At 64.5% G+C, this 22009-nt stretch carries 20 protein-coding genes and 2 tRNA genes; 9 read left to right on the top strand and 13 right to left on the bottom strand.

Features of this window, described 5'->3' with window-relative positions; translation table 11 throughout:
* The first annotated feature begins 10 nt into the window (after positions 1–10).
* From BM002_RS15220 to BM002_RS15230, 3 genes are all read left to right on the top strand, one after another.
* Positions 11–2137: a malate synthase G gene (locus BM002_RS15220; RefSeq protein ID WP_092783052.1), complete on the top strand. Its 2127-nt coding sequence runs from the start codon at positions 11–13 to the stop codon at positions 2135–2137.
* Between the two features lie 66 nt (positions 2138–2203).
* On the top strand, positions 2204–2632 hold the full coding sequence (locus tag BM002_RS15225) for a GlcG/HbpS family heme-binding protein (protein ID WP_092783055.1): 429 nt from the start codon (positions 2204–2206) through the stop codon (positions 2630–2632).
* A gap of 134 nt (positions 2633–2766) precedes the next feature.
* The gene (locus BM002_RS15230) at positions 2767–3540 is read left to right on the top strand and encodes a gamma-glutamyl-gamma-aminobutyrate hydrolase family protein (RefSeq protein WP_092783058.1); all 774 of its coding nucleotides are present in this window, start codon (positions 2767–2769) and stop codon (positions 3538–3540) included.
* Between the two features lie 23 nt (positions 3541–3563).
* Here BM002_RS15230 and BM002_RS15235 read toward each other — a convergent pair whose 3' ends face one another.
* The 7 genes from BM002_RS15235 to BM002_RS15265 form a co-directional block, all read right to left on the bottom strand.
* Positions 3564–5162, bottom strand: coding sequence for an ATP-dependent DNA ligase (locus tag BM002_RS15235; protein ID WP_092783061.1), 1599 nt, complete (start codon positions 5160–5162; stop codon positions 3564–3566).
* Complete coding sequence (locus BM002_RS15240) at positions 5159–6013, bottom strand: alpha/beta hydrolase fold domain-containing protein (RefSeq protein WP_175484926.1); 855 nt, start codon at positions 6011–6013, stop codon at positions 5159–5161. Before BM002_RS15240 ends, BM002_RS15235 begins: the two co-directional genes overlap by 4 nt.
* On the bottom strand, positions 6010–7014 hold the full coding sequence (locus BM002_RS15245) for a ligase-associated DNA damage response exonuclease (protein ID WP_092783067.1): 1005 nt from the start codon (positions 7012–7014) through the stop codon (positions 6010–6012). Before BM002_RS15245 ends, BM002_RS15240 begins: the two co-directional genes overlap by 4 nt.
* A gap of 145 nt (positions 7015–7159) precedes the next feature.
* Positions 7160–8212, bottom strand: coding sequence for a flagellar motor switch protein FliG (locus BM002_RS15250; RefSeq protein ID WP_092783070.1), 1053 nt, complete (start codon positions 8210–8212; stop codon positions 7160–7162).
* Between the two features lie 287 nt (positions 8213–8499).
* Positions 8500–8922 carry a hypothetical protein gene (locus BM002_RS15255; RefSeq protein WP_092783073.1) on the bottom strand — a complete coding sequence of 141 codons (423 nt, stop codon included), beginning with the start codon at positions 8920–8922 and terminating at the stop codon, positions 8500–8502.
* 73 nt (positions 8923–8995) lie between these two features.
* Positions 8996–9907 (bottom strand): N-acetyl-gamma-glutamyl-phosphate reductase, encoded by a 912-nt coding sequence (argC, locus tag BM002_RS15260; RefSeq protein WP_092783321.1) that lies wholly within the window; start codon positions 9905–9907, stop codon positions 8996–8998.
* 80 nt (positions 9908–9987) lie between these two features.
* Positions 9988–10953, bottom strand: coding sequence for a nuclear transport factor 2 family protein (locus BM002_RS15265; RefSeq protein ID WP_092783076.1), 966 nt, complete (start codon positions 10951–10953; stop codon positions 9988–9990).
* Positions 10954–11146: 193 nt separating this feature from the next.
* On the opposite strand from BM002_RS15265, the gene BM002_RS15270 reads away from it, so the two are divergent.
* Positions 11147–12367, top strand: a complete 1221-nt coding sequence (locus tag BM002_RS15270; RefSeq protein WP_092783079.1) for an ABC transporter substrate-binding protein — start codon at positions 11147–11149, stop codon at positions 12365–12367.
* An 80-nt stretch (positions 12368–12447) separates the two neighbouring features.
* Here BM002_RS15270 and BM002_RS15275 read toward each other — a convergent pair whose 3' ends face one another.
* On the bottom strand, positions 12448–12759 hold the full coding sequence (locus BM002_RS15275) for a hypothetical protein (protein WP_092783082.1): 312 nt from the start codon (positions 12757–12759) through the stop codon (positions 12448–12450).
* A 211-nt stretch (positions 12760–12970) separates the two neighbouring features.
* On the opposite strand from BM002_RS15275, the gene BM002_RS15280 reads away from it, so the two are divergent.
* Positions 12971–13990 (top strand): carbohydrate ABC transporter permease, encoded by a 1020-nt coding sequence (locus tag BM002_RS15280; protein WP_092783084.1) that lies wholly within the window; start codon positions 12971–12973, stop codon positions 13988–13990.
* Between the two features lie 3 nt (positions 13991–13993).
* Positions 13994–15157, top strand: coding sequence for a carbohydrate ABC transporter permease (locus BM002_RS15285; protein WP_092783086.1), 1164 nt, complete (start codon positions 13994–13996; stop codon positions 15155–15157).
* Between the two features lie 2 nt (positions 15158–15159).
* Here the strand turns inward: BM002_RS15285 and BM002_RS15290 are convergent, their stop codons facing one another.
* The 5 genes from BM002_RS15290 to BM002_RS15310 form a co-directional block, all read right to left on the bottom strand.
* Positions 15160–15636 carry an acyl-CoA thioesterase gene (locus BM002_RS15290; RefSeq protein WP_092783089.1) on the bottom strand — a complete coding sequence of 159 codons (477 nt, stop codon included), beginning with the start codon at positions 15634–15636 and terminating at the stop codon, positions 15160–15162.
* 48 nt (positions 15637–15684) lie between these two features.
* A tRNA-Gly gene (locus BM002_RS15295) sits at positions 15685–15758 on the bottom strand.
* A 115-nt stretch (positions 15759–15873) separates the two neighbouring features.
* Positions 15874–17400, bottom strand: a complete 1527-nt coding sequence (gene nhaC, locus BM002_RS15300; RefSeq protein WP_092783092.1) for a Na+/H+ antiporter NhaC — start codon at positions 17398–17400, stop codon at positions 15874–15876.
* A 382-nt stretch (positions 17401–17782) separates the two neighbouring features.
* A tRNA-Asn gene (locus BM002_RS15305) sits at positions 17783–17857 on the bottom strand.
* Positions 17858–17916: 59 nt separating this feature from the next.
* Positions 17917–18801: an MBL fold metallo-hydrolase gene (locus BM002_RS15310; protein WP_092783095.1), complete on the bottom strand. Its 885-nt coding sequence runs from the start codon at positions 18799–18801 to the stop codon at positions 17917–17919.
* Between BM002_RS15310 and BM002_RS15315 the strand changes: the two genes are divergently transcribed.
* From BM002_RS15315 to BM002_RS15325, 3 genes are all read left to right on the top strand, one after another.
* On the top strand, positions 18800–20104 hold the full coding sequence (locus BM002_RS15315; RefSeq protein WP_092783098.1) for an ATP-binding protein: 1305 nt from the start codon (positions 18800–18802) through the stop codon (positions 20102–20104). The two genes, BM002_RS15310 and BM002_RS15315, sit on opposite strands and share 2 nt — an antisense overlap.
* Before the next feature lie 296 nt (positions 20105–20400).
* Entirely contained in the window at positions 20401–20640 is a 240-nt protein-coding gene (locus tag BM002_RS19755; RefSeq protein WP_139212397.1) for a ribbon-helix-helix protein, CopG family, read from the top strand.
* Positions 20637–22001, top strand: coding sequence for a restriction endonuclease (locus BM002_RS15325; RefSeq protein WP_092783104.1), 1365 nt, complete (start codon positions 20637–20639; stop codon positions 21999–22001). Before BM002_RS19755 ends, BM002_RS15325 begins: the two co-directional genes overlap by 4 nt.
* Positions 22002–22009 lie beyond the last annotated feature (8 nt).

The raw sequence follows: 22009 nt of genomic DNA on the forward strand, positions 1-22009 counted from the left end.
CGGAGATCCCATGACGCGCGCCCAGAAGTCCGACCTTTCCGTTTCCACGACGCTTGCCGAATTCATCGACACCCAGGCCTTGCCGGGCACGGGCCTTGCCCCGGACGCGTTCTGGGCCGGCTTTTCGAGACTGGTGCACGAGATGGCGCCGCGCAATGCGGCTTTGCTGGAAAAGCGGGCCGAAATTCAGGGGCAGATCGACGCTTGGCACAGGGCGCGCGCAGGGCAGGCGCATGATGGCGCGGCCTACCGCGCGTTTCTGAGCGATATCGGCTATCTGGTGCCCGAAGGCCCCGATTTCGAGATCGAGACCGAGAATGTCGACCCCGAGATCGCCCATGTTCCGGGTCCGCAACTGGTCGTGCCGATCACCAATGCGCGCTATGCACTCAACGCGGCGAATGCCCGGTGGGGCAGCCTCTACGATGCGCTCTATGGGACCGATGCCATGGGCGACCTGCCGCAGGGCAAGGGGTACGACGCCGACCGCGGCGCGCGGGTCATCGCCTGGGGACGCAAGCACCTGGACCAGGTTGTGCCGCTGGCCGACGGGTCCTGGGCCGATGTCGCATCGCTGTCGGTGACGGACGGCGTGTTGGCCCCGGCCTTGCGCGACCCGTCGCAGTTCGCGGGCTATAACGACGGGCCGCAGGGCTTGGCCGAGGTCTTCTTGCGCATCAACGGATTGCTCATCGATCTGGTGATCGACCGGGACCACCAGATCGGCAAACAGGACAAGGCGGGCATCGCCGACATCCTGCTTGAAAGCGCGCTGTCGGCGATCATGGATTGCGAAGACTCGGTCGCTTGCGTGGACGCCGAAGACAAGGTCGGTGCCTATGCCAACTGGCTTGGCCTGATGAAGGGCGACCTGAGTGAAGAGGTCGCGAAGGGCGGCGAGACCTTTACCCGCGTCCTGAACGACGACGTGGTCTTTACCGCCCCGGACGGGGAGCAGGTCACCCACAAGGGCCGCGCCCTGATGCTGATCCGCAATGTCGGGCACCTGATGACCAATCCGGCGATCCTGATGAAGGACGGCGGCGAAATTCCCGAAGGCCTGATGGACGCCGTGGTCACCGTGCTGATCGCGATGCACGACCTGTCGCGGGCGGGCGGGAATTCGACCAAGGGGTCGGTCTATGTGGTCAAACCCAAGATGCATGGGCCCGAAGAGGTCGCCTTTGCCGACGAAATCTTCACCCGTGTCGAAGGCCTGCTCGGGCTGCCGCTCAACACGGTCAAGCTTGGCATCATGGACGAGGAGCGCCGGACGTCGGCCAACCTCAAGGAGTGCATCCGCGCCGCCAAGTCCCGCGTGGCCTTCATCAACACCGGCTTCCTTGATCGGACGGGCGACGAGATCCACACCTCGATGGAAGCCGGCCCGATGCTGCCCAAGGGCGAGATGAAGTCGACGCCCTGGATCACCAGCTATGAGGATCGTAACGTCGACATCGGCCTGGCCTGCGGCCTGCGGGGGCGCGCGCAGATCGGCAAGGGGATGTGGGCGATGCCCGACCTGATGCAGGCGATGCTGGAGCAGAAGATCGGTCATCCGAAATCGGGTGCGAATTGCGCCTGGGTGCCGTCACCCACGGCCGCGACGCTGCACGCGACTCATTACCATCACGTCGATGTGCTGGCCCGTCAGGAAGAGCTGGCCGCCGCCGGACCGCGTGGCACGCTGGACGATCTGCTGACCATTCCGGTGATGGAGGGGCGCAACCTCTCCGAGGACGAGGTTACCGCCGAGATCGAGAACAATGCGCAGGGCATTCTGGGCTATGTCGTCCGGTGGGTGGATGCGGGCATCGGCTGCTCGAAGGTGCCGGACATCAACGATGTGGGCCTGATGGAAGACCGCGCGACCTGCCGGATTTCCAGTCAGGCGCTGGCCAATTGGTTGCACCACGGTCTGATCTCGCCCGATCAGGTCGAGGCGGCGATGCAGAAGATGGCCGCCAAGGTCGATGCCCAGAATGCGGGTGACCCGACCTATCGCGCGATGGCGCCGGGGTTCAACTCGGTGGCCTATCAGGCGGCCAAGGACCTGGTCTTTGCGGGCCGCGTTCAGCCGTCAGGTTATACCGAGCCGGTGTTGCACGCCCGTCGCCTTGAGCTGAAGGCCAGCTGACGCCACCACAGACACGCGCGGGCACTGCGGTGCCCGCCTTCCTTTTTGCGAACCATAGGTTGACACATGCCCGAAATCTCACTCCGCCGCGCCCGCCAGATCATCAAGGGCACGCTTGCCAAGGGCCGGGAGATGGGCCTGAAGCCCCTGTCTGTCGTCGTTCTGGACGCGGGTGGCCATGTGAAGGCCTTCGAGCGGGAGGATCACGCCTCCGCCGGGCGTTTCGCCATCGCCCACGGCAAGGCCTATGGCGCGATCATGCTTGGCATCGGCGGCACTGCCCAGATGGCGCGGGCCGAGCAGCAGGCCTATTTCATGCAGGCGGTGAACGGACTTTTCGGGGGGCAGGTCGTTCCGGTTCCGGGCGGCATTCTCGTGCGCGATGCCAAGGGCAACCTGCTCGGGGCGATCGGCGTGACGGGCGACACGTCCGACAACGATGCGGCGGCGGGCCTGGCGGGCATCGACAGCCTGGGCCTTGTGGGCGAAGCCTGACCATTCCGGGGGTGCCGGTGATGAAAATCTGGGCAAATGCACAACTGTGCACCCAAGCAGGCCCGCCTCTGCGGTCAGGCCGGCTATGCCCTGCGCCCGGCATTGGGTAAAATGCGCCGAAACCGGAGGACCGCATGCGCCCCATCGTCGGCATCATCTCGAACAGCTACCTCATCAACGACCAGTATCCCGCCCATGCCAATGGCGCGATGAATGCCGAGGCGATCAACCGCGTCGCCGATGCCATGCCGCTGGTCTTTCCGGCCTGTCCCGAAACCAGCCGGATCGATGAATTGCTGGAGGTCTTTGACGGCTTCCTGCTGACCGGCGGGCGGCCGAACGTTCACCCCGAAGAATACGGCGCCGCCGAAACCGAGGCGCATGGCACCTTTGACCGGGGCCGCGATGCCGTGGCCCTGCCGCTGATCCGCGCCTGCGTCGAGCGGGGCCAGCCGGTCCTGGGGATTTGCAGGGGCTTTCAGGAGGTTGCGGTCGCCATGGGGTCGACCCTGCACCCCGAGATCCGCGACTTGCCGGGGCGCATGAACCACCGGATGCCCCCGGATGGCACGCTGGAGGAGAAATTTGCCCTGCGTCACGAAGTGCGGTTCACGCCCGGCGGACCCTTCGACCGCCTGATGGGGGCGCAGACGGTGATGACGAACACGCTGCACGGTCAGGGGATCGAGACGCCGGGGCCGCGCATCGTCATCGATGGCCGCGCGCCCGACGACACGCCCGAGGCGATCTGGATCAAGGACGCGCCCGGGTTCTGCATGGCCGTGCAATGGCATCCCGAATACCGCGCCGCCGAAGATCCGGTGTCGCGTCCCCTGTTCAAGGCCTTTGGACAAGCCTGTCGCGACTGGCGCGCGGCGCGCAATCCCGGACTTCGCGTCGCGGTCTGACGGCGCGGGCGACGGGCACGGCCCTAGCCATATGTTTTCAGCATTTCGAGCAGGTCGTCGTGGGTATTGGCGTCTTGCACGGTCTTGTCGTGTCGCCAGCGCAGCATCCGGGGAAAGCGCAGGGCCACGCCCGATTTGTGCCGCGTGCTGCGCTGGATGCCTTCGAACCCGATCTCGAAGACATGCTCCGGCGGGACCTGCCGCACGGGACCAAAGCGGGCCAGCGTATTGCGCCGCACCCAATGGGTGATCTGACGGAATTCGGCGTCGGTCAGCCCGGAATAGGCCTTGGTGAAGGGGACGAGTTCATTTCCCTTCCAGACGGCGAATGTGAAGTCTGTATAAAGATTTGCACGGCGACCGTGGCCGGCCTGCGCATAGATCATGACGGCGTCGATAGAGAGTGGGTCCAGCTTCCATTTCCACCAATCGCCGCGCTTGCGCCCGACGTGATAGGGACTGTCGCGGCGCTTCAACATCAGGCCCTCGGCCATTCTGTCGCGCGCGGTCGCCCGCTCGCCCGCCAGGGTTGCCCAGGTGTCGAAGTGAAGGAGCGGGGACAGAAGAACCGGGGCCTCGGCCGGCAGGTCGGCCAGCATCTGTTCCAGCCGGGCACGGCGCGTGGCGAAGGGCAGGGTGCGAAGGTCGGTGCCGTCCGCCTCCAACAGGTCATAGGCGCGCAGCACCACCGGCGCGTCGGCCAGCACCTTCTTCGGCACGGTCTTGCGGCCGATCCGGGTTTGCAGCGCGTTGAAACCCATCGGTTGCGCCGCCGCCGCATCCCAGGCCAGAACTTCGCCATCGAGCACGGTGCCGTCGGGCAGAAAATCGCGGACGCGGGCGAATTCGGGAAAGCGGTCGGTCATCAACTCCTCGCCCCGCGACCACAGGAAGTGCTGGCCGCCCCGCAGGATCAACTGACCCCGGATGCCGTCCCATTTCCATTCGGCCAGCCAATCCGCCGGGTCGCCCAAGGCGGTCGGATCGTCGTCGACGCCGTGGGCAAGGCAGAACGGATAGGGTCGGCTGAGCGCCGCCTCGGGGTCGGGCGCGGTGATGAGTGTCGCGAAGGTCGTGCTGTCCGGCGACCAGTCGCCCATCAGCCGGTGCGCCAGTTCCGCCTCGTCTATTTCGGTGGCGCGGGCCAGGGCGCGGGTCATGAGCTTCTGGCTGACCCCGACGCGAAAACCGCCTGTTATCAGCTTGTTGAAGACGAAGCGTTCGGTCCCCGCCAGGCGTTTCCAGGCGGCCAGGATGGCGGCCTTGCGCGTCGCCTCGTCCAGAGGGGCGAGGGCGCGGATATCGGCGATCCAGTCACTCAGGCTGCGGTCGCTGGTCGTGCCGGGGTCGGGCAGCACCAGGTGGATCGTCTCGGCCAGGTCGCCGACCACGTCATAGCTGGCCCGGAAAAGCCACATCGGCAGGCTCGCCGCCTCGGACGCCCATTCGGCCAATCGGGTCGTCGTCACCGTGCGCTTCGGCCGACGGCCCGACAGCAGGGCAATCGTCCAGAGCCGGTCGCCATCCGGGGCCTGCGCGAAGTATTCGGCAAGCGCGTTGGTCTTCGCAGAGGTCTTGGTCGTCTGGTCCAATGTCTTGAACAGCTCGGCGAACAACCTCATCGCAGGAAATCCGCCATGGCGGCGACGGCGCGGTCGGCCTTGGGGGTGCGGCCTGCGAACATTTGCCAGACATGAGGCACGCCGCTTTCCTTCTGGACGGTCACTTCGCCGCCAAAGGCGCGCAGGCGTTCGGCAATCGCGTCACTGTCGCCTTCGAGGATCTCGCCCTTGCCGACCTGAATCAGAACCGGCGGCGCGCCGGTAAAATCGGCGTGGATCGGCGAGACGCGAGGGTCCGTCACATCGGCTTGCCCGGCATAATCGCGCGAGACGCGGCGCAGCATCGAAACCGGCAGGATCAGTTCACCGTCGGTGGGTGGCACCGGCCGCGCCGGGTCCAGATCGACGGCGGCGGAGGCGAGGATCACCCGTTCGGGCGGTGTGCCATCGGCCAGCAGGCTGGCCAGGGTGGTGAGGGCAAAGCATCCCCCGGCGCTGTCACCGCCGATGCCGAATGGCCCTTCCTCAATCAGGGCACGGGCGGCGGCCAGGCAATCGTCCGGGCCTGCCGGGAAGGGGTGTTCGGGGGCCAGGCGATAATCGGGCAGGATAATGCGGCGCCCAGACGCGCGGGCCAGCGCCGCCGCCAGATTGGCATAGCTGTAGCTCGACCCCATGACGAAGCCACCACCGTGCAGCCAGAGCAGCGTACCCTGCGGATCGGGTGGCGCATATTCGCGGGCCGGTATTCCGCCCAGATCGCGGCGTGTCACGGTGAAGCCATCGCCGCGCGGACGGGGCGCGAACGTCTCGAACCCCCGGCGGTGCAACCACCAGGGCGTCGGCACGGACATGGCGGGTTTGACCAGCCATCGACAGGTCAAGGCCACTGCGTCATCCCGCCAGCTCATGCGTCGGCCTCTTCGATTTCGAGCAGGTCGTCGCCGAACTCCGTCTGAACGATCTGCGCGTCGTATCCCCGCTCTTCCAGCCATTGCCGAAAGACCGTGGTGTAGCCATGGGTGGCAAAGATGCGGGTCGCCCCGGTGGCGGCGATTGCGGCGTTCAGGCCCTTCCAGTCGGCGTGATCGCTGACCACGAAGCCCCGGTCGGCGGCCCGTCTGCGGCGCACGCCCCGAAGTGCCATCCACCCCGAGGCAAAGGCGGTCGAGACGGGGCCGAACCGCTTGATCCAGCCACCCGCGAGGGCCGAAGGCGGCGCGATGACCAGCGCGCCCCTGAGGGCCTTGAGGTCGGTGTCGGGGGTCACGCGGATGGTGTGGGGCAGGGTCACGCCCTGGGCGCGCAGCACGGCGTTGGTGTTCTCGATCGCGCCATGGGTCAGGATCGGGCCGATGGATGGGTCGACCATCGTCATGACCCGCTGCGCCTTGCCCAGAGAATAGGCGCCAAGGGCTGCGACGCGGCCGGTGTCGCGGCAATCCTGCCACCAGGCGTTGATCTCGGCGGCCAAGACATCGTCGGATTTCCAGTCGAACACCGGAAGGCCGAAGGTGCATTCGGTGATGAAGGCATGGCAGGTCACCGGCTCCCATGGCTCCGACAGGCCGTCCGCCGTGGTCTTGTAGTCGCCGGAGGCCACCCAGATCTCGCCCCGGTGTTCGACGCGGATCTGCGCGCTGCCCGGGACGTGGCCTGCGGGGTGAAAGCTGACCGTGACGCCGTTGATGTCGCGCGCCTGACCGTAGGCCAGGCCCTCGATGTCGATGTCCCCCAGACGGTGTCGGATGACCGGTGCGGCGGCGTTGGTGCTCAGGTAATGGCGGTGGCCGAAATAGGCGTGGTCGGCGTGGCCATGGGTAACAAGCGCCCGGTCCACGGGTTTCCAGGGGTCGATGTAGAACCGACCGGCGGGGCAATAGATGCCTTCATCGCGAAATTCGAGGACCATGACCGACAACCTAGCAGGAAGGGCGTCCGTGGCCAGCGCGCGATCTCTGTCCTGCGGGTCGTTTCCGGGGGCCCGGTGGAGGCTGTGCGCAGGCCTTGGCCGGATCGCCGCGGCGCGGGCGGCGTCCGCTCGTGCCCGGCGTGGTCTATCCGTCGGGAGGGGCGTTCAGCGTCAGTTCGCCCGCGTCTTCCATCTCCCGGATGGCGGCGACCGCGCGGCCCATGGCCTCTTCCACCTCTTCGGTCGGGATGGTGCCGCGCTCTGCCATCTCTTCGCGGATCTGTTCGGCCATCCGTTTGGAAATCGCGCCGAGGATGAATTCGCCGATATGCGCCTGTTCCGGCGAAAGACCGGCCAGCGCCGTGACCAGTGTGACATTGTCGATGTTGCGCAGGACGCGCGGCATGTCGCGGGGGTCGATGCGGTCGGGGATATTCTCGAAACTGAAGACCGAGGCGCGGACGCGCGCGGCGAAGTCGGCGTTTTCCTGGTCGAGGCTTTCGAGGATGCCGCGCCGGACAGAGGCAGTTGCGGAATTGAGGATCGCCGCCACCCGTTTGACCCCGTCGGTCGCGAAGGCCATGGCGGGGCGCGAGGCGAATTGCTGGCCCAGGGCCACGCCGATCTGCGCCACGGCGTCGGGGGCCACGGATTCGGTGCGCGCGAAGGCCGCCGAGACGGCAGAGGCCCGCTCGGGCGGCAGAAGTTTCATCAGGTCCGCCGCGCGGGACGCCGGCAGTTTCGACAGAAGGATCGCGCAAACCTCGTCCGTTTCGCCATCGAGCATCTTGACCACAGCCTCGGCATCGAGGCCCGCGACCTGTTCCCAGGGGCCTGCGCCCGGAACACCGTCAAGACCCAGTTCGGTCGCCAGCGCCTCGACCACGTCGAGCGACAGCATCCCGTCCAGCGCCACAAGGATCTTGGCCGGATCGCGTGGAACATGCAGGCCGATGTTGTCGAGTTCGGCGGCGAATTCGCTGACTACGGCGGCAAGGGTTTCCTTGTCGACGAACCGCAGACCGGCCATGTCGCAGACAAGTTGGCGTTGCTGCTCACGGGGCAGATCGCCGACCCCGGGGTCGACCCCGCCGGAGATCAGCAGATGGACAACCACCGCCGCTTTCTGGCGTTGCGTCAATTGTCGCGTCGCGCTGTCGCGCATCGTGACCAGCGATGTCGGATCGAGGAAGGACAAGGGGCACCCGTTTTACCGTGATGCCCTCTTGTGGGGCGAAAGCCCTAAGATTTCGTTTCGGTTCGGCGGATCAGTCCATGCCCAGGGGGCACGGCAGGGATTGCCGAATGACGGGACTGGATGGAGGAGGATCGGTGAAAGCCCGGTGACCGCAAGCCAATTCGCGCCTGCACCAGAAAGGGTGCAACCGCGCTAAATCTCTGGCGATGTCCGTTGGTGGGTTTGGCATTGCGGGGCCGACAAGGGCCCCGCGTCCTGCCAGGGACAGGTCCGTGAGGACCCGAGTATCAGTTCCCGCCGGAGACGCGGCAGTCTGCGGTTTCCGGATTCCAGGTCGAACCGGGGTTGCATTCGCCTAAGGCGAGCGTCGCGGCTTCGAAATTGCCATTCTCTTCCCAGACGATGTCCGATGCGCTGATCGCGGTCAGGGAGTCGACGTTGCGATTGGTGCCGTTCTCGATCGAACCCTCGGAGAAGAACTCCTCGGACAGATAAAGCGAGTCGCCTACGGACAGGATCACGGTGCTGCCCGAGTTGGGTGTCCCGACGGGGTCGACGACAGACGACTGGCCACCGCTGCTTGGCTGCGACACGTTCTGGACGTCTTGGACCTGGACGGGCTGTCCGTTTCCGTTTGATTGGCCTTGGGTTGATTGGGCTTGGGCGATACCAGAGGTCAGCATCAGGACGATCAGGGGCAGGCGAAGCATGGCAGGTGGCCTCAGGGGTTGGTTAAGGTTCCCAAGCCTTATGACGCCGCAAGCTGACCGAAATACGGACCGATTATGACAGGCCCGCGTCTTCTTGTGTCCCAATCATGATGTTCAGATTTTGGACCGCCGTTCCTGACGCACCTTTGCCCAGATTATCGAGAGCCGCCACAATCGTGACATGTGTGGTGCCGTTTCCCTGAACCGACAATACCATTCGATTTGTCCCGTTTACCGCCTGCGGATCGATTCGATCCCCGGATTGGGCGACGCTGACGAAGGGGTCGCCCGCGTAGAAGTCGCGCAAGGCTGCCTCGATCCGGGCGTAGCCCGCGACATTTCCGGGCAGAAGGTCGGCATGAAGGTGCAATTGCACGATCATGCCTTGCGCATAGTTCCCGACGGCGGGTTGGAACAGCGGCCGACGCGTCAGGCCGCCATACGCCATGATTTCGGGCACGTGTTTGTGCGACTGGCCGCTCGCATAGAGGTAGAAGTCCGGGGCCTGACCCGCCTCGTGCTCGGCGATCAGCGATTTGCCCCCGCCGGTATAGCCCGACACGCCGGTCAGGACGGCGGGATGATCCGGAGGCAGAATGCCCGCATCGGTCAGCGGACGCAGCATCGCGATAGACCCGGTGGCAAAGCAGCCGACGTTGGCCACGTGCCGCGCCTTGGCGATGGCGGCCCGCTGGCCGGGGAGTTCGGGCATGCCATAGGTCCAGCCCGGCGCGACCCGGTGCGCGGTCGAGGCGTCGATGATCCTCGTGTCGCCCGCAATCGTGACGGCCTGCCGCGCGGCATCGTCGGGCAGGCACAGGATGGCCACGTCGGCTTCGGCAAAGGCTTCCCGCCGCGCGTCCTCGTCCTTGCGGTCCGCCTCGCCCAGTTGGATCAGGCGAATGTCGGAGCGGTCATGCAAGCGGTCGCGGATCTGGAGGCCGGTGGTGCCTGCCTCGCCATCGATGAATACTGCAGTGGTCATGATCGTCTCCGGGTATTGGATGGGGGCCAGATACGCGGATGCGAGCGGTCCCGCAACGCCCAAGCGGGAGGAGCCTGGCCCTAGTGCAGGATGTCGTGGCCCATTTGCCGGAACAGGTCGACGTAGTCCAGAAGGACCCAGTTCTCGGCGATGCGTCCGTTTGCACAACGATAGAAGTCCATCACCCGCAGGGTCAGGGCGCGTTCGGTGGCGGGCACGCCGAGATAGTCGCCCCGGTGCGTCATCGTCATGGAGGGCCAGCCGGACACGGCGGCATAGTTGCCGTCGCCGATGCGGCAGTAATGGTTGCCGCCCTTGCGATCCGGGAAGGCACGAAGGAAGGGCGTGCGGTGATCCCTGACGAACCCGTCCCACCGGAAGTTCGACCCGATCCCGCCGGGCCCGTACCATAGCATATCGTCGGCCCAGGTTCCGTCCGCCCCGGTCTGGCCCCTGGAGGCGCCGGTCTTGGGGTCGTAGACGTGGAGGTCCCCCAACATGCGCTGAACCAGGTCGAGCGAGGCGGTCCCGTCGCCGGTCGTCGGGCAGACGCCATCATGGGTGGCGGGGCCGGGAAACAGCATCTCGGTGCCCAGGAGCTCTGGCCAGGCGGCGCGCCCAGCCTGACGCATGAGGTCCGGCAGGTCCAGGATGATCCGGCTTTCGGCGATGCGCCCTGCGCCATTCAGCCTGTGGAATTCGCCGTAGCGCAGGAAGGCCAGCCGAGCCGACGGCGCGACACCCCAGAGGTCGCCCACATGGGTGCCGACGATATGCCCGACCGTGGCGACCCATCGTCCGCCCGGCGCACGGATGTTGTCACCGCCGATCACGATCTCGTCGCGGCGATGCGCGCCGTGCAGGGCCGCGCGGAGGGGCAGGATCGCCTGGTTCAGGATCGCCTGCCTGCCGCTGATCCCATTGACCGGGGCCATCATGTCCCACTGGGCGTATTCGGTCAGGATCGCTTCAGCCGCCTCTGCCGGATCATCTGCGGATAGGAGGGAGGCAAGGCCGGTGCGGGTGGTGGCGCGGAAGTCGGTCATCGGCGGGTCCAAAGGATTTGCTTGATATTGGGCAACAGAGTTGCAAACGTATGCAAGTGGCCACCCTACCTAGGTGCCAGAGGAAGGAAAGTGCTTTCGCTTTGGCATATCACCGGACCGCGGCTAGTGTGGTGGGAGAGGGGAAGGGACGTCCCGGACCCGCAAACCGGCAGTTGTCGATGGGGAGAAACCGATGCTGATCAAGAAACTTGCCCTTGCGGGCATCTTTGCGCTGAGCGCGTCCACCGCCATGGCGGCCTGCGCGTTTGAAAACAGCCAGGAGGTCAAGACGCTGTCCGCCGGCTTCGAGGCCTGGAAGGCCGTGACCGACGCCATGGCCGAATGCGGCAACGTCTCGGCCGAGCTGGACCAGGAATTCCGCACCAAGCAACCCGCCGCCTTTGCCGCCGATCCCTCGCTCTATGCCGTGGGCGGTGTGTCGAACGGAACCGTGACGCCCCTGATCAACGAAGGCACGATCCGGCCGCTCGATGATCTGGTGGCCGAGTATGGCGGCAACCTGACGCCGAACCAGCTGATCCGCGTGGACGGGCAGATCATGGCCATCGCCATGATGGTGAACACGCAGCACCTGATGTACCGGACCGACATCTTCGCGGATCTGGGGCTGGACGTGCCCACCACCTATGACGAGGTGCTGGCCGCCGCCGCCGCGATCAAGGAGGCGGGCGTCGTGGAATACCCGCTCGGGGCGACGATGGCCTCGGGGTGGAACCTGGCGCAGGACTTCAACAACATGTTCCTGGGCTTCGGCGGCACATTCTATAACGCGGACAGCACGCCTGCCGTGAATTCCGAAGCCGGGGTCAAGGCGCTCGAGATGATGAAGGCGCTGACGGAATACATGGACCCCGAATACCTCGTGTCCGATTCCACCTATGTCCAGCAGCAGTTCCAGCAGGGCAAGATCGCCATGGCGAACCTCTGGGCGTCGCGCGGCGCGGCCATGAACGACGAGGCGGAAAGCCAGGTCGTCGGCAAGGTCGGCTCGGCCATGGCCCCGATCGCGATGGAGGGCGGCGCGCCCGCGACCACGCTTTGGTGGGACGGCATCGTCATCGCCAAGAACATCCCCGACGATCTGGCCGAAGCGGCGTTCCGCGTCGCTATGGAAGGTCTGGACGAAGAGATGGTCACCGCCAACAACGCCGACGCGATCTGGTTGATCCCCGGCTATGTGCCCGACGAGATGGCTGCGGGCGCGATTGCGACCGCCACCGCGACGCCGACCCCGATCAGCTATCCCTCGACCAGCCAGATGGGCCTGATGCACACCGCCATCGGCAACGAGTTGGACAGCTTCTTTACCGGCGACCGCAGCGCCGAAGAGACGCTGGCCGCCATCGAGGAGGCCTATACCTCCGCAGCCAAGGAAGCCGGTCTGCTTCAGTAGGCGACCGCGTCAGAGGACAGGGCCCCGCCCGGGAAATCCGGCGGGGCCCTTTTTCCGTCAAGAGCAATACCGGTCGATGATCAGCGAGGACGTTTCAGCCGTCTTGCGCTGACATCATGCGGTGCGAGGGCTTCCACCAAGGTCGCGGCACCCTCGGGCGTCTGGCAGGTCACCATCGGGCGTCCGCCTGCACGGCAGTCGCTGATGGCGATCAGGGCGTTCCCGGCAAGCGGGCCCCGGATTTCCCCGCTGGCTGCATAGGACTTGCTGTGATCGCCGAAGACCCAAGCGGATGCGCTCTGGCCGAGCGGCCTGCGGGAGGCCACCATCCCGGAGGCTTCACCGGCCACGGCATCTTTGGCGCGGGCATATGCGTCGTCTTCGGAGATCATGGTCCCGATCCTTGATGACGAGGCCGATTTTACTGCGCCCTATGGGGCTTGCAACGACCGGGCATTCAACGTCGACTGGACGATGCCGCGACTTGCATTGCAAGATATGGGATCGATGCGGAATGCGGGCCTTGGGGCAAAAATTCGTGACAGGCCCTGACTACGTATGCAAGTCTTGTCGTCAGGGTGCGATCCGCTCGGGGGAGTCGTCATGAAGTTCAAGACATTCGCCATGTTCGTGGGCCCATCGGTCGTCCTGATGCTGCTGTTCATCGCCTTTCCGCTGGTGACCGTCCTCATCAATTCGTTCCAGGTGACGAACCCCGTCTTCATCACGCAGGAGGTCGAGACCTGCACCCCGGGTTTCGTCACCCAGACTTGCACCACGGAGGTCAAGACGATCCCGGTGCTCGACGAGGATGGAGATGTCGTGCGCGTCACGCAGTGGGTGGGGTTCAGCAGCTATGCCAATGTTCTGGGCGGCGAGCGGTTCAGCCGGGCCATCGCCGATCTCGATCTGGGGCAATTGGCCAACATCGATTTCTGGAAGGCGTTGCGCTTCACGCTGACCTTCACGCTTGTCACCTTGCCTTTTGTCCTGGTCCTCGGGCTCTCCATCGCGCTTGTGGTCAACAATGCGTCCAAGTCGATCAAGGGGCCGGTGATCTTCGTGTCGCTGCTGCCGTTCATCATCACGCCCGTGATCGGCGCGTTGTCGATCCGCTGGCTGTTCTATGGCGACGGGATCGTGACGGTCTGGCTCGAGGCGCTGTTCGACACCAACCTGTCGGTGGCCGCCAATGGATGGGCGGTGGAGTTCCTGATGATGTTCTACCGCGTCTGGCATGTCGCGCCTTTTGCTTTCGTCATCCTCTATGCGGGGCTTCAGACGGTGAACCGGGACACGCTGGAATCGGCGATGATCGACGGGGCCAGCCGGTGGGAGCGTCTGCGCTTCGTCATCATCCCGCACCTGATGCCGCTGATCGTTTTCATCACGCTGATCCACCTGATGGACGCTTACCGCGCCTTCGAGGAGGTCATCGGCTTCTCCTCCGAAAGCCACCGGATCACGCTGCAATACCTGACCTATGACTATCTTCAGCCCGACGATGCCGGAAACCGTCAGATCAGTTCCGCCTCGGCGTCGGCGATGCTGACGATGATCGGGGTCGTCATACTGCTGGCGGCGCCCTTGCGGCGGACCTGGCGCGACCAGAGGGGGGCCTAGGCCATGGCCGACACATCCGTCCCGCTGGCCATGCGGCAGCCGGTTTCGCTGCGGCTGGCGTCCAATGTCTTCCTGCTGTTCTGGCTTTTGCTGGCGGCCTTTCCGTTGGTCTGGGTTCTGGCGATGTCGTTCAAGTCGCCGGTCGATGCCTTTTCGTCCTCGGCCTGGGCGGTCCTGAGCGGGCCGCGCACGCTGGCCGATGGCAATGGCCTGTCGATCGTGGATATCGTCCTCGGGATCGCGGTCGCCTGGGGTGCGATCCGGGCCGCGACCCGCTGGCTGATGCCGATGGCGGCGGGCGAGGGGCTGGCGCAAAAGGCCTTCAGCTGGATCGTGGTCAGCCTGGGCTTCGCGCTGCTGTTCATACTGGGTTTCTTTGTCGCCCTGCCTTGGGTGGCAACGCCGATCGAGGGGCTTCTGGGCCCCTTGGGTCAACCGATCCTGGGCCTGACGACGCAGCATTATCAATCGGTCTGGGTCGAGAATGCGTTCTACGAGAACTTCCGCAATTCGATGATCGTGACCTTCGGCGTGGTCACCGTATCCCTGACCGTCGGCACCCTGGCAGGATATGGACTGGCAAGGTCGGGCAGCACGCTGGCGTTCTGGATCCTGATCATCGCGTTGGTATTCCGGGCCCTGCCGCATTCGGTTCTGGTGGCAGGCTATCTGCCGGTCTTCATCAATTCGGCCGAAATCCTGCGGCCATTCCTGGGGGAGAATGCCCCGACGCTCTATGGTCAGCCGCTGGCAGTGATCGCGGTTCTGGTGTCCATCAACCAGCCGTTCACGATTTGGATGCTGCGGTCCTTCTTCCAGAACATCCCGCACGAGTTGGACGAAAGCGCCCGCGTCGATGGCTGCACCCATTTTCAGGCGTTCCGATGGGTCATCATGCCGGTCATGTGGCCAGGCATCATCACCACGGGGCTTTTCAGTTTCCTGCTGGCCTATAACGACTTTCTGGTAACGTCGCTTTTGCTGGATGCGTCGAACCAGACCATGGTCCCGGCCATCGCAGGCTATTTCAACCGCGAGACGACGACGACCGACCAGGTGGAGGCAATCGCCGCCGCCGTCAGCATCACGGCCCCGCTGTTCCTTCTGGTGATGATCTTCCAGCGCCAGATCGTCTCGGGCCTGACGGCAGGCGCGGTGAAGGGCTAGCCTTAGAACGTCGCGCCGTCGCGGTCGCGGAAGACGTCGATGTAGGATTGGGGCAGGGGGCGGCGCGTGACGAAGTCGTCCTCCATCAGGACGATGACGGCCTGCGATGTCGCGCAAAGTGTGCCGTCCGAATAGACGGCGTAATCCATCGTCCAGGATGTGCGGCGATAGGCCCGCGTCCGGCCCGTGACGATATACACGTCCTCCAGATGCAGGGGTGCCTTGAAATCCACCGCCACGGATTTCAGGACCAGCACCGGGCGTCCTTCGGACTTGGCATAATCGCTGATCCCGTAGGCGCGCAGATAGGCGATGCGGAACGTCTCGAACCAGCTGAGGTATCGGGCGTTGTTCACATGATCCAGAACGTCGAGTTCGTGGAACTTCACCCGGTCGGCCTGCCCGAAGGCAAAGGGGGCAGGCACGCCCGCGGTGCGCAGGGTGGGTGTATCGAGCGGTGTCAGAAGCGGAAATGTCATGCGCCCGCTTCTAGCGGTCGCAGGCCCGGGCGCAAGGATCGGAAATCGTGGAGCGGGTAACGAGAATCGAACTCGTAACTAAAGCTTGGGAAGCTGCCGTGATACCTTTTCACCATACCCGCGCTCTCACACGTCGGGGCATATCAACAGGGCACCGGGCTTCGCAAGTCCAAAGCGTTCGGGACTTGGCGGGTGACCTGCGCCCGAATAGGCGCAGGTCTGTTCATGGGTTGCCGGTTACTCGGCGGCGACGGGCTTCGGGTTCGTTCCCTTGAAGGGGTCTTCATACCCGAACTCGCTCATGTCGGCGACGGACCGGTTGTGGTCCTTCCAGTCCTTGATCTCTGCATCGCTGGCATAGGGCGAAAAGAGCCCGGTCCAGGCAAAGAGGATGCCAATCACCGGCGTCATCCAGCAGGCGAAGGCCAGCGGGATATAAAGCAGGTTCTCGAAGTTGCCGTCGACGACGCCAAGGCCCAGGGCCGAGATGACGAAGGCACCGCCCGCATTCCACGGGATCAGCGGCGACATGAGCGTGCCACCTTCCTCGATCGCGCGGCTGAGGTTCAGGGTCGAGCGGCCCATGCCCCGATAGACCGGCGAATACATCCGGCCGGGCAAGGCGATGGACAGGTAGGGGTCGCCCGCCACCAGGTTCGTCGCCGTCGAGGTCGCGATGGCCGCCGTCTGGACACCGGCGAAGGAATGCACCTTCGACAGGATCTTGGCGATGATGGCCTGCAGGCAGCCCGTCCGCTCCAGTGCGCCGCCGAAGCCGAGCGCGATCAGGATCAGCGAGATGGTCCACATCATCGACTGGATGCCGCCCCGGTTGAGCAAGCTGTCGATCTCGGCAATGCCGGTCTCGATGGAATAGCCGCTATTGGCATAGCCGAAGATGTCGTGGATGGACGCGCCCTGAACGAACATCGCCGTGATCGCACCGGCCACGACCCCCGCGAACAGCGACGGAATCGGCGGCTTCTTCATGATCGCCAGCGCGATGACGATGACCGCAGGCAACAGAAGCCAGACCGAAATCGTGAGGTTGTCGTCCAGCGCCGTGGTGATGCTGTCGATCCGCTCGAACGAGGTGTTGCCGCCGTCGACCAGGGCGAAACCGGCCCAGACATAGATGCCCAGGGCGATAAGCATCGCGGGCACCGTCGTCGGCATCATGTTGCGGATGTGGTCGAACAGGTTCACGCCCGTCACTGCAGGGGCCAGGTTCGTGGTGTCCGACAGGGGCGAGATCTTGTCGCCGAAGAAGGCGCCCGACACCACCGCACCGGCGGTCCAGTAGACCGGAACGTCAAAGCCTGCGCCGATCCCCATCAGCGCCAGCCCAACGGTGCCGACCGTGCCCCAGGACGTGCCAAGCGACACCGACACGACCGAACACATGATCATGGACGCGGCGAGGAAGATCTCGGGCGACAGGATCTTGAGCCCGTAATAGATGAGCGACGGCACCGTGCCGGACGCGATCCAGACCCCGATGATCATGCCCACGACGATCAGCACGGAGACCGACGGAAGCGAGACGTTGATCACCCGGAAGACGCCGTCTTCCATGTTGCCCCAGTCATGGCCGAGGTAGATGCCGACCAGGGCCGTTATGGCAAGGCCGATGGCCAGGGGAATGTGCGGGGTGAAGTCCCCGAAATAGAAAAGCTGAATACCAAGAACCATCAGCGTGAGTACGACCGGCACAAGCGCAAGCCCGAATGACGGTTTGCGCGGCGTGATGTCACCAGATGACATGAAATGTCCTCTCTGTCGGCTTTGCACGATCATTCACGGAAACCGAAGTGCCCCCGCGCCCCCCTCGTGCGGTTGCGCCGGGTCCGAAAAATGCCGGACCTGGCAGACTAGAATTCCAGCATGACGGCTTGGGGTCCTCATGTCGACCCAAAGCTCAAGATCGGGGAATCGTGGCGTTCCGAGTGGTCCATTTGCGGTGTGCGATGTCAGGGCGCGGCTTGTGCGGGCGGTGAAATCCGTTCCCTCTTCAAGACGACGCGGGCCTGCAAAGCTCGGCGAATTCCTGCTTTCGGCATGGCCAACCCATGACCGAGGCAACACCGCGCGCCATGAATCATCGCTGGCGACGGGCATAAGCGGGACGTTCAATGAGGAGGAGATTTGGCTCCGGCGGTAGGGATCGAACCTACGACCAATTGATTAACAGTCAACTGCTCTACCGCTGAGCTACGCCGGAATACCGAGGGCGGGGTTACCGGGGTCGGCCGCGTGGCGCAAGAGGGTGTTTCGAATTTTTCAGAGCCGCGTGTATCTGGTGCCAAGGGCGGCGCCCGGTTCGGCGGCGACCTGACCAGCCTCGATCAGGTGGAGCAGATGGGCCAGCACGTTGCGCGCGGCGGCGCCGTGCAAGGCGGGCGGCGTGTCGGCATAGACATGGGCGACCAGCGCCGGGATCGTCGGGTGGTCGGGCAGGGCGGCCAGAAAGGCTTCGGTCCGGGCCAGGCGGTGCGCCCGCAGGTCGCGGCACCGGGCGGCGGGGCTCGCGATCGGCGCGCCGTGGCCCGCGTGGAAGACCTGCGCGTCCAAGGCCTCCAGTCGATCCATTGAGGCCATGAATTGCGACAGGTCGCCATCGGGTGGCGAGATCATCGTCGAAGCCCATCCCATCACCGTGTCGCCGGTAAAGACCGCCCCCCGCTCCACCCATTCGAAGCTCAGGTGGTTTGCCATGTGGCCCGGCGTCCAGTGGGCGCGCAGCGTCCAGCCATCGCCCGCGACGGTCGCGCCATCCGTCAGCGTCACGTCGGGCACGAAGGCCCGGTCCACGCCTTCGCCGCCGCCGATGTCCGCCAGCTCTGCCATGATCGGTGTCCTGCCCGCATCCGAGGGGCCAAACGCCATCACGGGCGCCCCCGTCGCCCGCGCCAGCGCCGCCGCGCCGGGGGAGTGGTCCAGATGCGAATGGGTCACCAGGATCGCGCGCAGCGGACGCCCGGCGATGGCCTCCAGAAGGGCGGCGCAATGGGCAGGGCTTTCGGGGCCGGGGTCGATCACCGCCACCTCGTCGGTCCCGAGGACGAAGCTGTTCGTGCCCGCCTGCGTCATCGGCGACGGGTTCGGGGCAAGAACACGGATCAGGCCGCTTTCAACCGCCCCGCCGGGCGGATAGCTTGCGTTCATGGACAGTGCCTCCGAACTCTCGCGCCGCACATTGCGCCGCCGCTGGCTGCCGCGGAGCTTCTATGCCCGCGCGGCGCTGATCCTGATCGTGCCGATCATCACCTTGCAGCTTGCCGTCGCGGTGATGTTCCTGCAACGCCATTACGAGGGCGTCACGGTCCAGATGACGTCGAACATGTCGCGCGAGATCAACCTGGTCCGCAGCGACCCGCGCCTTGCCCCCGACCTCGGCATCCAACTCGTCCCGGCGCCGACCGAAACGCGGGTGCGTTTCTGGGATCTGTCGGGCCGTGCCATGCGCGAGCAGATGGATCTGCTGTTTCCCGATCTGGCCACGGTCGACCTTCTGACGACGCGCAAGGTCGTGATGATCGGGTTCGAGGACGGCACCGGAATGGCGTTCGCCCGATCCAACGTGTCCGCGGCCAATCCGCATCAATTGCTGGTCCTGATGATGGCCACGGCGTTGTTGATGACGGCGGTGTCGTTCCTCTTCATGCGCGGTCAGATCCGGCCAATCCGGCGACTGGCGCGCGCCGCCGAGGCGTTTGGCCGGGGGGATGTGGCCGAGTTCCGCCCTTCCGGTGCGACCGAGGTGCGGGCGGCCGGCACCGCCTTCCTGGAAATGCGCAATCGGATCGAGCGGCACATCGAGCAGCGGACGCTGCTTCTGTCGGGGGTCAGCCACGACCTGCGCACGCCGCTGACACGGATGAAGCTGGAACTGTCGATGATGGACGCGCCCGAGGCCGGCGATCTGACCCGCGACGTCGAGGCGATGGAGCGGATCATCGATACCTTCCTCGATTTCGCGCGCGATTCGGCCAACGACGCGCTGGCCGAGGTCGATCTCACCGCCCTGTTGCAGGAGGTGGTGGACATGGCCGCCCCCGGAGCAGGCTTGACGGTTGCGGGGCCATCGGTGCGGATCCGGGTCTATCCCGACGGGATCCGGCGGGCGGTCGCCAACCTGGTCAAGAACGCGCAGCGTTATGGCACCGTGGTTCGCGTCACGGTCGATGCGGGCGACAGCGCCGTTGTCATCGCGGTCGAGGATGACGGGCCCGGCATTCCCATCGGCCAGCGGGAGGCCGCCATGCGTCCCTTTGCCCGCCTCGACAGCGCGCGATCCAACACCGCGGGCAACGTCGGCCTGGGCCTGAGCATCGTGCGCGACGTCGCCCGCGCCCATGGCGGCGCGCTGCGACTTGCCAATTCCGACCTGGGCGGTCTGTCGGCGCAAATCGTTTTGCCACGCGAGAGGGGAACGGGAAGGATGGTAGGCCCGGCAGGACTTGAATAACCTTAATCTCAAAGAGAAAAGTGGCGGATACCAACAGAAATACCAACAAAACCGTTGCTGTTTCACGGATTCGTCCGACTGTTGCGATACCAACACATTGGTCCGTCACCTAAGGGCGGCATAGCCCCCATGTCAGGATAAGATCGGTCAGCTTTCCGAGAGTGCGCGGGACTGCCACGACCTAGGCACCGAACCGCCACAGTAGCGCGGCCGCCCTGCGTCACGCGTTGCCCCGACTGTGATAGACGGGGAAAACAGCCAAATCTTGGAGAATTGTGCTTGCTCCGAGCTAGATGATGTGTTTTTTGGTGCAAAAAACACCACGGGAGGCCGCAGTGGGTAGACCTCGGACAGATCGCAAGATCGCCCGCATCAGCGTGAGCTTGGATGACCAAGATTATCAGGTGCTGCGAGAGATCGCAGACAAGAACGATGTGTCTGCCGCTTGGATCGTGCGACGCGCCGTCTCTGAATTCTTGGATCGGAAGTCGGCAGATCAGAATGAGGTTTGGCCCGAGAAAGTGGCTGGCCGATGAAGAGAAGTGACCTTCCATTCGGTAGTGAGTTTTCGCCTTCGCAGATTGAGCTTTCGGCCGTCTTGGAAATGGCCGAGCTTCATGGTGGTGACTGGAAGGCATTTGAGGCTGAAGTGCGCGCCGCGTATTTCGACGGCCATAGCACCACCGACTACAATCGAGGCAAGCTCGCCAATAATACCAAGCTGGGCATGATTGCCTATGGGATCATAGAACGTGACGCAAACCTGACCGACTTCGGACGGGAGCTTTATGCCCTCAAGGATGACGGGGCAGAGCTTTACGGGTGCCTCGCCAAGCACATTCTTCTGAACTTGCACGGCATGACTCTTGTGCGCTGCATTCAGGACATGGTGGCCGCCGGTGAAGTCGTCAGTTTGACCACGTTGCGCGACGGCCTTGCGGCCCGTGGGGTTCACTATCCGCCGGGCGGCAAGCACCCGAGCATGATGCGCCTGTGGCTTGCGAAAGCGGGCGTGTTTGTCGGCAGTCGGTGGCAGGTTGATCCATTCCGCATTGAAACTGTCCTCGGGCTCAACCCGGACGAGTTCGAGGTGTTGGCGGGGTTTACGGCCGAGCAACGGGCGTTCTTGCGCGCCCTTGCGAATACCGGCACCACCGATCCGCAGCCCGCAAATGAAATCGCCAAATTGGCAGCAGCGACCTACGGGGTGAGGTTTCCTGAGAAAAGCCTGCCCAAACTGGTGCTCAACGCACTCGAAAGTGCCGGGTATATCGTCGCGGAAAAGACCACGACCGGCCGAGGGGCAAAGCCCTTTCAGGTGAAGCCCACCGGCAAGCTGATTGCCGATGTGGTGGACCCGCTGATTGAGCAATTGAAAGGGCAAACCGACCCAAAGTTGCTGGCGCTGCTCCGCACTCCGCTTTCGGCTATTCTGGACGAGATCAAGGACAAAGACCGCTACAAGGCCGGGCTTGCGCTTGAGGCATTGGCGTTCAAGATCATGCGGCTGCTCGATATGACCTATGTGGCGACCCGCCTGCGGGCCAATCAAACCGGTGGGGCGGAAGTCGATTTGGTGTTTGAGAGTGCCCGCCTCGTGTTTTCCCGCTGGCAGGTGCAATGTAAGAACACCGCGCACGTCTCTCTTGATGATGTGGCCAAAGAAGTCGGCCTTACACACTTTCTTAAGAGTAATGTGATCGTCGTGGTGACCACGGGCAACATTGGAAGCGAAGCGCGCCGCTATGCCAACAAGATCATGGCCGATTCCAATCTTGCCATTGTAATGCTCGATGGCGGTGATCTGGGCGCGATCAGCGACAGCCCGGCCACGATCATTCGCTCTTTCGACCGCGAAGCCCGGCACGCTATGAACTTAAAAAAGCTAGAGCTCTGAGGGGGCAA

The organism is Jannaschia pohangensis, from assembly GCF_900113875.1.
Taxonomy (GTDB): domain Bacteria; phylum Pseudomonadota; class Alphaproteobacteria; order Rhodobacterales; family Rhodobacteraceae; genus Jannaschia; species Jannaschia pohangensis.